6 protein-coding genes are annotated in these 14,693 nt (G+C 64.0%); 2 read left to right on the forward strand and 4 right to left on the reverse strand.

Features of this window, described 5'->3' with window-relative positions; translation table 11 throughout:
- Positions 1–38: 38 nt before the first annotated feature.
- Positions 39–1,232, reverse strand: coding sequence for a YcaO-like family protein (locus F0Q45_RS11180; RefSeq protein ID WP_188112881.1), 1,194 nt, complete (start codon positions 1,230–1,232; stop codon positions 39–41).
- On the opposite strand from F0Q45_RS11180, the gene F0Q45_RS27630 reads away from it, so the two are divergent.
- The gene (locus tag F0Q45_RS27630; protein ID WP_188112882.1) at positions 1,231–1,422 is read left to right on the forward strand and encodes a hypothetical protein; all 192 of its coding nucleotides are present in this window, start codon (positions 1,231–1,233) and stop codon (positions 1,420–1,422) included. The genes F0Q45_RS11180 and F0Q45_RS27630 overlap by 2 nt on opposite strands.
- 181 nt (positions 1,423–1,603) lie before the next feature.
- Here F0Q45_RS27630 and F0Q45_RS11185 read toward each other — a convergent pair whose 3' ends face one another.
- Positions 1,604–2,584 carry a quinone oxidoreductase family protein gene (locus F0Q45_RS11185; protein ID WP_149654021.1) on the reverse strand — a complete coding sequence of 327 codons (981 nt, stop codon included), beginning with the start codon at positions 2,582–2,584 and terminating at the stop codon, positions 1,604–1,606.
- 19 nt (positions 2,585–2,603) lie between these two features.
- On the opposite strand from F0Q45_RS11185, the gene F0Q45_RS11190 reads away from it, so the two are divergent.
- Positions 2,604–3,332 (forward strand): hypothetical protein, encoded by a 729-nt coding sequence (locus F0Q45_RS11190; RefSeq protein ID WP_149654022.1) that lies wholly within the window; start codon positions 2,604–2,606, stop codon positions 3,330–3,332.
- A gap of 457 nt (positions 3,333–3,789) precedes the next feature.
- Here the strand turns inward: F0Q45_RS11190 and F0Q45_RS11195 are convergent, their stop codons facing one another.
- Positions 3,790–8,190, reverse strand: a complete 4,401-nt coding sequence (locus F0Q45_RS11195) for a non-ribosomal peptide synthetase (RefSeq protein ID WP_149654023.1) — start codon at positions 8,188–8,190, stop codon at positions 3,790–3,792.
- 514 nt (positions 8,191–8,704) lie between these two features.
- Positions 8,705–14,693 (reverse strand): non-ribosomal peptide synthetase (locus F0Q45_RS11200; RefSeq protein WP_149654024.1); only part of this gene is annotated, 5,989 nt, incomplete at its 5' end.

Here is a 14,693-nt window from a genome sequence, read left to right on the forward strand (position 1 = left end):
ACGGGGCCGTGGCGGGTTAAGCAGACCGACTCGCGCACTTAGCGTTGTCGTCTGCAGGCCTCGATGACTTCGAGAGTCCGCAGGCGGGCGATGGGCTCGCCGACGCGGCCGACGTGAACTACATGAAATTGTTCGGCGCCGAGAACCACGGCCTGCACCACCGTCGGAGAGCCGTCACGAGACCCGTCGGCGGCGGCAGCAAAGAGTGTCCGCGCCAAGACCGGGTACCCGGCTTGCTGCAGGATCTGGATCTTGGTAGCCAGTTGCTCGGCGACTGGCGTGGGTTGGGTGGCCGTCATGACGTGGAATTCGGTTTGATCAACCGGCGGCGATAGTGTCGTACATCTGCAGCACTCATTGAGGAATGGATAGTTTTCGACCAGTGCCCGTGCCCCGAAATTGTCGTCGTCGGGATGGAGTTGGCCGGCTGCTCGCAAGTAGTCTGTAGCGCATACCTCCTCGTATTCCAGCAGCGCGCGCTCAATCGCGTATGCGGCGTTCGATGACGAGCCCATACCGAGCAGGCGGCGCTGATAGCAGTCGAATCGCGATCCGATCGCAATCGCAACGGTGCCCGCCAACGCCGGGATAATTCGGACGTCGATGGTCGAGCTGCTCGATCGTTCGATTTCCGACTTCAAGTCGGATAACCAGCCGTCGCCGAGGAGCATCGAGCTTCCAACTGGACGGCCGAAAGCAGATTCGAGCAGAAAATTGCTGAAAGCGTCCCGTTCGATCACTTCGTTGACCGCATGCAGCAGCGCTTCGGTGCCATTCATTCCTGCGGCGTAGCCATTTGTGCTCCAATATCCCAACGCCAATTGCTGCTGGGCGTCGTCGTCGACGTCGCCGATCGGTGGGTCATACATGGCCGCTGGCAGCCACACATCGGGTGTCGCTGGCGCTGAGATTGCTCGGAACCGCACCGCCGGCACTGTGGCGGCTGATCTGCGCAGGTAGTCGCCAACGGCATCGATGGGCAAGGTGCCGGCCTGATACAACTCGTGACTGTCAATTTCGGTCCGTGCGTCCCGGAGTGCGACGATTCTGCGGCAAGCGGCTAGTTCCAACAATTCGAACAGCGCGCTGGCCAGATTCTGTGGATAAACTCCCTTGCCGTAGCCGCCCGTGCGCCCTGATTGATCGGTGACCAAGGTCGCATGGATTTGCCGCGAATACTTTGGGGAGACAGTCCGGTACGACACGGTGCCGAGCCGACCCAGAACATTCATGCACGCCACGATCGAGCGTTCAACGGGAATCGAACGCTCGATCGTGGACCAGGAGCTAGCTTGCGAGCTGTGTAGCGGCATCGTGCAGCGGCACAAAGAAGGCTCGCTCGCCTCTCTCGTCGTCGGTCAGCTGGCGGTCTGCGATATTCAGAACAGCCACGGCATTCTCGCTTTCTTCGATAGGGCATGAGCCGCAGTGGCCGGTACCCTCCACGCGGCGGCAATTGCGCGCCGCGGCACCAGTTTGGCCGCGTCGATGGCGCACGGCTATCCACTGCTCAGGCCGAATTCGTGTCGCCCAATTGGCGGACCCGCCGTCCACTCAACGGTGCTCCAATCCGCGCTCCGCACGGGTCGCCGTGAAATTCGGTTCAGGTGACCGGTACCAGCAGGAGTGAGCCCGCAGTTTTTCGGCCCTGCAGGTCTGTGTGGGCCTGCGCCGCGTCAGAAAGCGGATAGCGACCGCCGACTTCAATGGTGACCGCCTGGCTGCCTACTACGTCGAATAATTCAGCGGCTCGCCAGCTGAACTCCTCGTCGGTGCGCATGAAGTGATACAGCGAGGGTCGGGTTAGATACACCGACCCGGCGGCGTTGAGGCGCTGCGGGTCGATCGGTGGTACGGGCCCGCTGGCGGCACCGAACAGTGCCAGCGTCCCGCGCACTGCCAGGCTGGCCAGGCTGGCGTCAAACGTGCTGGCGCCCACGCCGTCGTAAACCGCCGCCACACCGGCGCCTCCGGTCAGCGCACGAACCTGATCAGCGAACTGGGCAACGTCCTCGGGGTAGGCGAGCACCTCGGCGGCGCCGGCCCGCCTGGACAGCCTCGCCTTGTCCGCGGTCGAGACGGTGGTGATCACCCTGACGCCAAGGTGCGTGGCCCACTGCGTCAAGATCAGCCCAACGCCACCGGCGCCGGCGTGCACCAGCACGGTGTCGCCGCGTTGCGCCGGATACACCGACTTCAGCAGATAGTGTGCGGTGAGCCCCTTCAGCAGTACCGAGGCTGCTACGTCGGAACTGATACGGTCCGGCACCTTCGCCGTCAAGGAAGCTGGCGCGGTACACATTTCAGCGTATGCACCGTTCGCTGAGGCGCTGACCACCCGGTCGCCGACACCGATACCATGGGCTCCCTCGCCGACGGCCAGCACGGTGCCGCACACCTCGCTGCCCAGGACGAACGGGAGCGATCGTGGATATTGCCCCGAGCGGAAGTAGGTGTCGATGAAGTTGACGCCAATGGCCTCTGCCTTGATCAGCACCTCGCCGCGACCGGGTTCGGGCTGTGGCTTGTCGACGTAGCGCAACACATCGGGGCCGCCGGTTTCGCTGACTTCTATTGCATGCATGGGGTTATCATGCCCGAGCATGAAACTCGCCCGGCCAGACCTCTTCCATCCGCGCATCGTGTTGGCGGGTTGCCCGCAACAGGTCGCCGGTGACAGTGACGACGCCGGGCTGGTCGGCGCGCTGCGTAGACGGGGGTTGCATGCCCGGTGGATGTCCTGGGACGACCCGGATACCGGTCACGCCGATCTAGTGATCGTGCGTGCGACGAGGGACTACCTCAACCGGCTGGACGAGTTCCTGAGGTGGACTAGATCCGTCCCCAACCTGCTCAACCCGCCCGGTGTGATCGCCTGGAATGTCAACCCGCGCTACCTGCACGACCTCAAGCGTGCCAACGTGCCGATATTGTTCAGGTCGGCGTGGCCTGCCGGTGGGCACGAGCAACCGGCCGCAGCCGGTGAGACGGCGTTGATCTTTTTCGGCGGTGTCAGGTCCCACGCGTTCACCGCGGCGGCGGAGTCCGTGGTCGATCCAGATTTCGAGCTGTGGGATTTGGGGCACGCAGCGCTACAGGCGTCCGCTGCTCACCTGGGCATCGGCGTGGGCGAATTGCTCTATGGCCGCGTCGATGTGACAGGCGAGCCGGGCGAGGCGCGGGTAATGCGCGTGGATTTGGTGTCCCCGTCGCTGGGTTGGACGCTGCTGGATGACGCTACGCGCGACGCTCGACAACGCCAGTTCGTGCTATGCGTCGAGTCAGCCCTCGAGCGACTGGGGTTAGGTCCGCTGCGGCATCGAGGCCGATAGCACGACGCTGGATTTGAGTCGACGTCGAGTCCGCTCCCGGCCCAACCATTGATCGAGAACGAGCAACGCTGCGCCCGGCATCGGGTGGCCGATCGGGTCCAGGGCGCATTCATCGAGACGCACACCGTGGTTTCGGTGGGGCCGTAGGTGTTGATCATGGTCCGCCCGGGCGCCCAGCGGTCGACCAACTCGGCGGGCACGGTTCACAACACATTAGGAAAGTGGACTATTGAGTAAGGAACGGGGCAGTCTCATCGAGCTGGCGATAGGTCCACAACTTGTCATCGCATGGTTGGCGGCGCAGGCCGTGGCCGAGTGCAGGGCCAACGTCACAGAGAGTCGCGGTCAGCGCCGCTGAATCCAGGCGCCCGGTCAGCCGGAGCGCCAACGGAAGGTTGCACGTCGCCGACGGGCCCGCGTACTTGTGAATGAGCTAGAACCGGGATTGGGCTGATGACTACGGCACCCGCGCCGGTCGAGGGCGCACGCTTAGCGCCGCCCGGGGCGGGCTGTCACCATGGGTCACAATCCATGCGGCGAGGGCGGCGACAGTGGGTGCTTGGAATACCGCCCGGACCGGGATTTCGACACCGAGTTCGTCGCGGATTCCTACGACCAGCCGGAAGGCAGAAAGGGAATGCCCGCCCAGCGCGAAGAACTCGTCGTCGATACCGACATGCGCCAAACCGAGGATCTCGCCGAACAGGCCGGCTAGGATCCGTTCACGGTGGTCCCTCGATGCCCGGACGGTTGCCGCGCTGACGAACTGTGGGGCCGGTAGCGCTTTCCGATCGAGTTTGCCGTTGGTGGTCAGCGGCAACTTGTCGATGGTCATGATTGCTGCGGGCGCCATGTAATCCGGTAACTGGGCGCGTACCAACTGGCGCAGTTCGGCCACCAATTCGGCCGCCGAGGGATCGTTGCTGTATTCGGCGATCGAGCCGAGAACGCCAGCCGGCCGGTACAGGTCCGAGAACGCGTCAACCGCGGCGTGGGTCGATTGGCTGTCGGACGTGTAGACGAGGTCTATCAGACCAGGCGTCGGGGACCAGGTCAGGCTGGCGGTATATCCCAATTGTCGCCCCAACAAATGACATTGGTGCGGCAAAACCGCATCTGGGGCGGATAATGCGGCACGCAGCAGGTGGGCCGGCACCTGATCGTCGGCTTCGGCCAGCGCTTGTGCCATCGCCACGTCAGGCCAAATCCCGGCATGAGGAACCCCAGTGACACGCAGCTGAGTCGGGTACCGCGATTGCAGGTATTGACCTAGTGCGGCAAGGCTTCTCAATTGATGCCATGGTTGAGTGGGTAGGTCGGCAAGGGACCGGACAGCTGCCGGCGCCTTACGCAGCACCGCATCGTATCGATAGCAGCTGAGTTCGTTCACCGACTCCATCCGTTTGAGCTGGATTTCAACAGCGGCGATGTCGGCAATATGCTGGGGCAGCGCGGCAAAGAATTCCGGCGCCAACAACAGTTCCTGCTCGGCGAGCATTTCCCGCCGGATCCGCTCTCGCAGCGCCGCGGCGGTGTCCTCAGTGTCGGCGGTAGCCGCGCACACCACTCCGGTGGTAAACGCCTGCAGCAACGTCAGGCTGCGTATGTCACCGATGAATAGTGCCCCGCCTGGGGCCAGTAGCCACATCGCGGTCGCCAGCACGTCAAGCAGGTACCCCACACTGGGGAAGTATTGGATCACCGAATTGAGCACCACCACATCGAAATGGCCCTGCGGCAAGCCATCCGCTACATCCGCAGGCTGTACCCGCAACCGCACTCGCCCACCCCAGGACCGCGGGGCCACCGCGGCTTGGAGCATCTCGATCGTCGGCGCGGAAAAGTCGGTGCCCCAATACTCGACGCATACCGGGGCCAGCTGCCCAAGCAGCAGCCCTGAGCCCACCCCAATTTCGAGCACCCGGCGCGGAGTCAACCCCGCTATTCGATCCGCTGCGGCCGACCGCCATTCCCGCATCTGGTCCAACGGGATCGGCGCCCCGGTATAACTACTGGTCCAGACCCCGAAATCCTCCCCCAACACAGCCGGCGTGTTCGGGTTGGCCATCGACGCCGAATACGCGCCGTCGTAAACCCCCCGCCACTGCTCAACGAGCCGCGTTTCCCGCTTGGGCTCACGCGTCAGCAGCGCGTCGCGATCCAGTACCACATAACCCACCAATTGCTTGTCGCCAACACCCACACCAGGAGTGGGGGTTTGAGCGGTGACCACGGCCTGCGCAACCCGAGGATGCGCCGCCAGTACCGCCTCGATTTCGCCGGGTTCGATGCGATGTCCGCGGATTTTGACTTGCTCATCGGCGCGGCCCGCATAGTGCAGCTGGCCGTCGTTGTCCCAGCGGGCGATGTCGCCAGTGCGATACATCCGGGTGCCCGTCCCGGCGAAGGGACAGGCGACAAACCGTGATGCTGTCAAGGCTGCCCGGCGCCAATACCCGACACCTACCTGTCGGCCGGCCACATACAATTCCCCTGCCACACCTGCCGGCACCGGTCGCAGCCATCGGTCGAGGACGAACAACGCCGTCATCGGTAGGGGGCGTCCGATCGGCGCTGGTCCTGGCGCTGGTGTGAGCGGTGCACTGACCGACACCCAGACTGTGGTTTCGGTGGGGCCGTAGGCGTTGAATACTGTCCGCCCGGACGCCCAGCGGTCGACCAGTTCACCGGTACAGACCTCACCAAGAAGCACCAGCGCAGTCGATTCCAGGCCGCGCGTTGGCAATACCGCTGCCGCGGAAGGGGTTTGGGTAAGTATTGTGACGCCTTTGTTGGCTAGCAGGGCGTGAAAGTCGCTGGGGGAGTGCGTTATTGATTCGGGCACCACGATTAGACGTCCGCCGTGGAGTAGCGTGGCCCAGATCTCCCATACGGAGAAATCGAAGGCATAGGAGTGGCAGTGGGTAATTGTGTGGCCCGCTCCTCGACCGAGCGTCGTGGTGAACGGGGTTGGTGGGGCTAGGAGTTGGGTGACGTTGTGGTGGGTGATGGCGACGCCTTTGGGTACTCCCGTGGTGCCTGAGGTGTAAAGGATGTAGGCGATGTCCTCGGCGTCGGGGTAGAGCAGCGGGTGGGCGGTGTTGGTGGGGTCGTTGACATCGATGACGGTCAGGTCGTGTCCGCGGAGTCGGCCGGCCAGCTCGCCGGTGGTTAGCACAGCCGTTGGCCTGGCGTCGTCGAGCAGGAACGCGATTCGGGCATCGGGGTGGGCCGGGTCGATGGGTAGGTAGGCCGCCCCCGATTTGAGCACCGCCAGGATCGCGATCACCGCTTGGGCCGATCGCTGGAACAACAGTGCGACCACATCGCCGGGACCCACTCCGTAATTGGCCAACAGGCGGGCGAGCCGGTTGGCGGCGGAATCAAGCTCGTGATAGGTCCACGAATTCTCACCGCAGACCAGCGCCACCGCATGCGGGCTGCGGGCGACCTGGGCGTCAAACAACTGCGGAACCGACTGCGCCGCCTCGGCAACCGGCTGGGTCAGCGCCGCTAGGTTGCCCCACACCTGCGAGCCCTTGCGCTCATCCTCGTCGAATAGATCGATTGACGGTAGGCGCTGGTCGGGATCAAGGGTCATGGCCACCAGCAGTTTGTGCAGCCGGTCTGCTAACTGCAAGTCATCGAAATCCGAGAACGGCTGCCCGGCGCCCGCGGTGGTCAAGAAGAGCTGATCGCCGTTTCGCAGAAAGAACAGGCCAAAGTGTGTCGTGCGCCCAAAAGTTGTGTATAGCGCCGACGCGGTCGCGCCACCGAAGGGGCGAATAGCTGTCGTCGGAAAAAAATTGACGCAGACTCTGGCTGCGGCCTGTCGCTCGGTCCGTAACTGGCCCGTGTTCTGCAACATGTGCACCGGAAACTTCCCGTGCTGCAAGATGTCTCGTATCCGCGACTCAACGTGTACGCATAACTCGGCGACCGTAGCACCCGGCGGCGTTTTCAGCATCAGCGGCACGATCCCGGCTACCATGGCGGGAATTGTCTTTGACTGCAGACTTGTTCGCCTGCTGACCGGGAAGTCCAGCTCCACCTCCGACGCGCCGCCATACCAATAGTGAACCAACAGCGCGCACGCCGCGGTGAGCACCGATGACCGATGCACACCCAACCCGCGGGCCAACTCATCAACACGAGTCACCATGCGCGGGTCCAATTGAATCGGGGCAGAAGCCGAACACGAATCCCGCCCATCAGCGGCCTGCGCCACCGACTGGCCCCCTGCGGTCGCCGGCGAAAGATTCTCATTCCAATAGGCCAGGTCGTCGCGATACTGACTGGATTCTTCGTAGTCCAGTTCGTAGGCCACCAAGTCGCGCAGCGAGCCAAAGCAGGTTGGCGGAACGGGTGTGTCGGCAGCAAGCGCGGAGTAGACAGCGGCGATCCGGTTGGTCAGAAGCGAAAAGCCGAATCCATCAATGACTATGTGATGGAGACAGATAAACAAATAGAATTGTTCTCCACGTGTTTGCAATAACCGGAATCGAAACAATGGGCCAGCCCACGACATCGGCGTGCGTTGGATCGACGAAGCCAGCGCATGGGCGTCGCGTACTGGGTCCGGTGCCCGTGTCAGATCGTGGAAAGAAACTTCGAGATCCGGGTAATCAACTATCCGTTGCAAGACCTGGCCGTCCGCTTCAAAAATACTGGCCCGCAGTGGTTCTGCTTCGTGCATCACGAGGCGGATCGACCGCTCAACCAGGTCAGGCTGTATCGCGCCGTCGATAACCACAAACAAGCTAGATTGCCAGTCGGTTTCCGAACCGCCCGTTTGCTGTGAGAGCCATATGCCCAGCTGTGCCTGCGTCAGCGGAAACGTCCGCGCATCACGCCCCATGCGATCGCGGTTAGGCGCCAAGAGTCTGCCCGTGCCTTAACGACGCGAAGAAGCCGGTGTCATCGTCGAAAGGATGCATGATCATGGGTATTCCACACCTCGGGCCGAAGGTTGAGTATTACTGAGCGACAAGGCATTTTGGCAGTGTGATGCTGTGGCGTGTATCCGCTACCCGGAGAGAGTCGGTGTCCACCGATCGGCGGAACTGGTCGTCCCCTGCCGGCCTCTCGAAGGTTACTGACCAATATTTTTCATGGGTCATCCAGTGCGGGAACAAGTTTGCGTCCAGTGAGGACTAGCATGACGCTGCATCGCGAACGGAACGGACGTTACCCTCCTTGCTCCGTCGTTGGCGGAGCGCTCCACGCGGACAACAGTTCTGGGATATCAACGGTTACGGTTTGCGATGTCATCACCGGAGAGACCACTAGCCAACGCTGTCAGCAGTCACCGCGGAACTCAACATCAGTTCGCGCCGGATGCGGAGTGAGGTAGGAGGCGCCTCAGGCTCGGGCTATTCACCCGTCGAGGCCAATGCCGCCGCGAGCTGGTCGCCGTAGAGTTTCAGTGAGGGGGCACTGAGCATCTCCTCATGCGCGCAGTCGACGCGGTACTCGGTGATGCTGCCGGCTACGTAGGGGCGCCACATCGGCTCGAGCGTTGAGCTGCCGTTAGCCGGTTGTGCCGAGAAGATGATCATGTCGCCGTCGAAAATGTCCGGCACATGTTGAGACCGGAGCGCCGTATTGGTGTTGATGTTCTTGACCATGACATCGACGAGTTGTCTTGAGGGAAGCGCGAACTGCGCCGTGTCGGGCTGATGCATCCGTGCCGCTACCTGCGGATAGGCGAGCGGGCGGGACGGTTCCGTGTTGTCGATGCCCGCGGCTTTCATGATGGCCAGCATGGCCTCGCTTTCGGTCATGAGATCTTGGCCGTTTGCGCCGTTGTCGTCGGCGTCGGGAGCATCTGGCGCCAGGACCGGGTCTAGCGCGAGCAAGCGCGCAACTGTGCATCCGCGCCGTTGTAGCTCAACGGCAATCGCGTGCGCGACGATGCCGCCAAATGACCAGCCGAGCAGGTGGTACGGGCCGTCGGGATGGAGCGCCTGGATGGTGTCGGCGTGCTTTTTGGCTTGGTCGCGAAGTGATTTGGGCTCGGCTTGGCCGTCGTGCGGGAGTTGCTGAATGCCGATGATTGGGCAGTCGAGGTATGACCGTAGGCTTCGGTAGGGCCAGCTGAGTCCTCCCCCGGGCGAGAGGCAAAAGAGCGGGGTGCCAGGGCCGTCGTTGAGCACTTCTACGGGAACAACGTCAACCGAATTGCCTGGTGCGCTTAGTTGTTGGCTCAAGGCTTCGATGGTGGGTGTCCGGAACAGGGTGCGTACCGCGATGCGGGTGTCCAGGGCGGCGTTGACGGCCGCGATCGCGCGCATGGCCAGCAGGGAGTCTCCGCCGAGGTCGAAGAAGGAGTCGTCGATGCCGACGCGGTCTAGGCCCAGGACCTGGGCATAGATGGTGGCCAGAATTTCCTCGACCGCGGTGGTGGGGGCCCGGTAGTGGTCGCTGGTGTAGTCGGGAGCGGGCAGCGCGCGAGTGTCGAGTTTGCCGTTGACTGTCAGCGGCAACGCCGGTAGCACGACCAGCGCGGCGGGCAGCATGTAATGGGGTAGCCGGCTGGCCAGTGCCGCGCGCGCGGCTGCGGTGTCCACGTCGCCGGTGAGGTAGCCGACCAAGCGTTTGTCGCCGGGGCGGTCCTCGCGGGTGATCACGACGGCTTGGTTGACGCCCTCGAGTGTGTTTAGGGCGGTGGCGATTTCGGCCGGTTCGATGCGGTAGCCGCGGATTTTCACCTGCTCATCGGCGCGGCCGACATAGTGCAGCTGGCCATCGGCGTTCCAGCGCACCAGGTCGCCGGTGCGATACATCCGCGTCCCGGACCCGCCGCAGGGGCAGGCGACGAACCGTGCGGCGGTCAACGCCGATTGGCGCCAATATCCGTTGCCGACACCCTGGCCGCCCACGTACAACTCCCCGGGCACCCCCTCCGGCACCGGCCGCAGCCACTGGTCCAGGACGAACAACGCCGCACCCGCCACCGCACGGCCGATCGCTGTTGCTTCCGAAGCCGGGTGCAACGGCGCACTCATCGATATGTACATCGTTGTCTCGGTGGGGCCGTAGGCGTTGACCATTACCCGCCCGGGCGCCCAGCGGTCGATCACCTCGCGGGGACAGGCCTCACCGCCGACGACCAACGTCGTCGACTCCAGCCCGCGCGGCGAGAGCATCGCCACCGCTGAGGGCGTCTGGGTGAGCATGTCGACCCGTTCGGAGACCAGCAAGGCGTGCAGGTCTGCCGGCGAACGGGTCACCGATTCGGGTACGATCACCAGCCGTCCGCCGTGCAGCAGCGCACTCCAGATTTCAAAGGTCGACAGGTCGAAAGCGTAAGAATGGCACTGGGTTACCGTCTGACCGGGTGAGGGTGCGAATGAGGTCGGTGATGTGAAGAGCTGGGTGATGTTGTGGTGGCTGATGGCCACGCCTTTGGGGGTTCCGGTGGTGCCCGAGGTGTAGAGGATGTAGGCGATGTTCTCGGCGGCGGGCGCTGGCAACGCCATGTCCGGCTCGGTGATCAGGGTTGAGTCGTTCGCATCGATCACGGCCAGGTTGTGCCCGGCGAGCCGGCTTGCCAGCTCGCTGGTGGTCACCGCCGTCACCGGTGCGGCGTCGTCGAGCATGAGCGCGATGCGGGCGTCGGGTTGAGTGGGTTCGATGGGGAGGTAGGCAGCACCGGCCTTGAGCACCGCCAGGATTGCGACGATCGCCTGGGCGCCGCGGGGCAGCAGCAGTGCGACCACATCGCCGCGCACCACCCCGTGGTGCGCTAGCCGGTGGGCGAGCCGGTTGGCGGCGGTGTCGAGCTGACGGTAGGTCAGCGAGCTGTCCTGAAAAGCCAGCGCCACCGCGTCCGGTGTGCGGGCTGTTTGCGCGCCAAATAGCGCGGGGATCGACACCGGGGCCGGGGTGGTCGTCAGCGCGGCGCGGTTGCCCCACGCGGCCAGGCTTGTGTTTTCGGTTTCGGAGAGCAGATCCACCGTCGATAGCGCCCGGTCGGGTTGGGTTGCCATTATCTGCAACAGCCGTTGCAGGCGCTCGATCAGCGCGTCGATGCGGTGCGCGGCGAAGATATCGGTGGCGAATTCGATGTGGAACGCGAGTTGAGGTCCCGGTAGGACGACCAGGGCAAGGGGATAGTGGGCGGCTTCGCGGCTGGTGAGGTCGGTGATGGTGAGATCGTGCTCGCCCGGGGGTAGCGAGGGGCTGATGGGGTAGTTCTCGTAGACGAGCAGGGTGTCAAACAAGATGTCATGGCCGCTGGCGCGGTGAATGTCGCTGAGCGCCAGATGCTGATGGTCGAGTGTGTCGTTATGCCGCTGGTGGAGTTGGTGCAGCAGTTCTGTTGTGGTGGTGTGTGCGGTCGTGGTGGCGCGCACTGCCACGGTGTTGATCAGTAGGCCCACCATGGTTTGCGCATCGGGTAGATCGGCGGGTCGCCCCGAGACCGTGGTGCCGAATGCGACGTCGTGGTGGCCGGTTAACCCGCCCAGTAGGTGGGCCCAGGCGGCCTGCAGGACGATATTGACGGTGGTGTGGTGGGCGCGCGCCAACCCGGCCAGCGCCGCGGTGATGCCGCTGGGCAACTGAAACGATGTGACGCCACGCTGGGCCGGTCGAAACCGATCCCGCGGGCCCAGCAAGGTGGGTGTTTCAAAACCGGAAAAGAGGGTGCGCCAGGCTGTTTGGGCGCTGTGTCGGTCCTGATGGGCAAGCCAGGCCAGATAGTTGCGGTAGGGAGCGGGTGCGGGTAGCCGTTGCCCGTGGTAGCCGGCGAATATTTCGCGCAGCAGGATTTGCAGCGACCAGCCGTCGCACACGACGTGGTGATTGGTAAGCACCAGCAGGTGCCGGTCGGGTGCGGTGCGGATCAAAGCGGCCCGGAACGGAGAGTTGTGGGTGACATCGGCGACGGCGGCGCGCTCGTCGGCGCACAACCGCTCGATATCGGGTTGACGTTTTCCGGCTTCGGTGAGATCGACATAGCGCCAGGGCAGCATCGGATCGGCCACGATCACCTGAACTGGTTCGTCAACGTCTTGGTAGACGAACCGGGCCGCGAGGTTCGGATGCCTGTTGAGCACTGCTTGCACGGCGTCACGCAGGCCGCGGTGGTCGAGCCGGCCGCTCAAACCGATCTCAATCTGGACCACGTAGGGCTCGGCGGCGTCGTGGGTGTCGCTGGTATGGAAGAGCAGCCCCTGCTGCAGGGGAGTCAGCGGCAGCAGGTCATCGACCGAGTAGGTGTGTTCGAGGACTTCGATCTGTTCCTGGTTGAGTGTGGTGGGCGCGATATCGGAGGGAGTGAGCCCGCCCCCGCCGTTGCGCACATGTGTGCAGATGCCGGTGAGGGCCTCGAACCAGAGTTGGCTGATTCGGGTGACCTGGGTGTGGTCGAGGATGGTGGTGGCCCAGGTCCAGTTGGCGTGCAGTTGGGGGCCGGTGTCGGTGTCGATGGTGATGGCGTTGACTTCTGCGGTGTGCACCAGCGGCATGGACAGCCCGGTTGTGCTGGTGTCGATGCGTGGTGAGCCGGCAACCCGCCAGGTTTGGTCGGTGCATGAGGCATCGGCTGGGGCGGACCGGCCGAGGTAGTTGAATCCGATTGGGGGGTCGGGCGCGGTGAGGTCGATGTCGGGGTTGAGGTAGCGCAGCAGACCATAGGTAATGCCGTCGGGCAACGCCCGCAGTTGTTCTTTGGCGTGTTTGATGATCGCCGCCATCGCCGGGTCGCCGGCCATGATCGTGGCCCAGGGCAGCCGATCGATGGTTAGTGCGATGGGGTATTTGGTGGTGAACCAGCCCACGGTGTGGGACAGGTCGATGCCGCGCGCGAGTTCTTCGTGGCGGCCGTGGCCCTCGACGTCGATGCTGATCGGTGTGTTGTTGGTGTCCAGGAATTCGGTCCAGGCCAGGGCGTAGGCGATTAGCAGGATGTCTTGGATGCCGGTGTGAAACGCTGCGGGTACGTCGCTGAGCAGTATGCGGGTGGTGGCGACATCTAGTGCTGTCGACAGGCGCCCGGCGCTGGCAAAGGTATCTACCGCGGGGGCCGCGGCCGGTAGGGCGGCCGGTATCGCGTTGATGTGTTGCCAGGTGCGGGCGTGGTCGGTGACGCTCGGGTGGTGGGCGTGTTCGGCTAGCCTCGTGGCCCATTGCCGAAAGGACGTGCCGCGCGTGGGCAAGGCGATTTGTTGGCCGTTGCGGTGTTGGTGCCAGGCGGTGTTGAGGTCCTCGAGGAGGATCGGCCAGGACACGGCGTCGACGGCTAGATGGTGGATGGCCAGCACCAACTGGGCTGTTGAGGAAATCCAGACCGCGCTGAGCATGACACCGGCGGTGGGATTCAACCGCGAGTGAGCCGCGGCGATGGTAGCGGCGGAGCACACGGTGTCGTGCTGCAGGCAATTGTGGGCCTCCACCGAGCCCGGTTGGGGCACCCACAACGTCCACCCCGAAGTCCGGCCCGAAGCGTTGTTGTCGTGTTTGACCTGTAGGCGCAGCATGGGGTGGCGGTCCAGCAATACTTGCAGCAAGGCCACCACGTCGGCCGGGGTGCTGTGGCGGGGGGCCTGCAGGAGCATCGTTTGATTGAATTGCCCGACGGGGCCGTCGATGCTTTCCAGCCACCGGATGATCGGGGTGATGGTCACCTCGCCCAGCCCGTCGTCAGCTGCGGTGTGCCGGTCGTCTTGGGTAAAGCTGGCGACCCGGGCCAGCCCAGCAACGCTCTGGTGGGTGAAAATGTCACGCGGCCGGCACAACACGCCGGCGGCGCGCGCCCGGGCAGCGACGCGCATCGACAAGATGCTGTCGCCGCCCAGCTCGAAGAAGGAGTCCTCAACACTGACGCGGTCCAGTCCGAGGACTTCGGCGTAGATGGCGGCCAGGATTTCTTCGACCGCGGTGCTGGGGCCTTGGTAGTGGTCGCTGGTGTACTCGGGGGCCGGTAAGGCGCGGGTGTCGAGTTTGCCGTTGAGTGTCAGCGGCAGCTGGGGCAGCACCACGATCGCGGCGGGCAGTATGTAGCAGGGCAGCTGGGCAGCCAACTGGGTGCGCACCTGAGCCGGATCGGCTGTTCCGGTCAGGTAGGCGACCAGGCGCTTATCGCCGGGACGGTCCTCGCGGGCGATCACGACAGCGTGCTCGACACCGTCGAGTTCGGTTAGCGCAGCGGCGATTTCGGCGGGTTCGATGCGGTAGCCGCGGATCTTGACTTGGTCGTCGGCGCGGCCGAGAAATGCCAGCTGTCCATCGGTACGCCAGCGCACCAAATCGCCGGTGCGATACATCCGTGTCCCCGGCGCTCCCGCTCCGCCGAACGGGCACGCCACAAACCGTGCAGCGGTCAACCCCGACCGACGCAGATACCCCACACCTACC

The sequence above is a fragment of the Mycobacterium simiae genome (assembly GCF_008370645.1).
GTDB classification, from domain to species: domain Bacteria; phylum Actinomycetota; class Actinomycetes; order Mycobacteriales; family Mycobacteriaceae; genus Mycobacterium; species Mycobacterium simiae_A.

What these genes read in the sequence shown, in the direction of transcription:
- F0Q45_RS27630 (WP_188112882.1), top strand. Translation starts at nt 1,231, where the DNA reads ATGCACGCCACGATCGAGCGTTCAACGGGAATCGAACGCTCGATCGTG.
- F0Q45_RS11180 (WP_188112881.1), bottom strand. Translation starts at nt 1,232, where the DNA reads ATGAATGTTCTGGGTCGGCTCGGCACCGTGTCGTACCGGACTGTCTCC.
- F0Q45_RS11185 (WP_149654021.1), bottom strand. Translation starts at nt 2,584, where the DNA reads ATGCATGCAATAGAAGTCAGCGAAACCGGCGGCCCCGATGTGTTGCGC.
- F0Q45_RS11190 (WP_149654022.1), top strand. Translation starts at nt 2,604, where the DNA reads ATGAAACTCGCCCGGCCAGACCTCTTCCATCCGCGCATCGTGTTGGCG.
- F0Q45_RS11195 (WP_149654023.1), bottom strand. Translation starts at nt 8,190, where the DNA reads ATGGGGCGTGATGCGCGGACGTTTCCGCTGACGCAGGCACAGCTGGGC.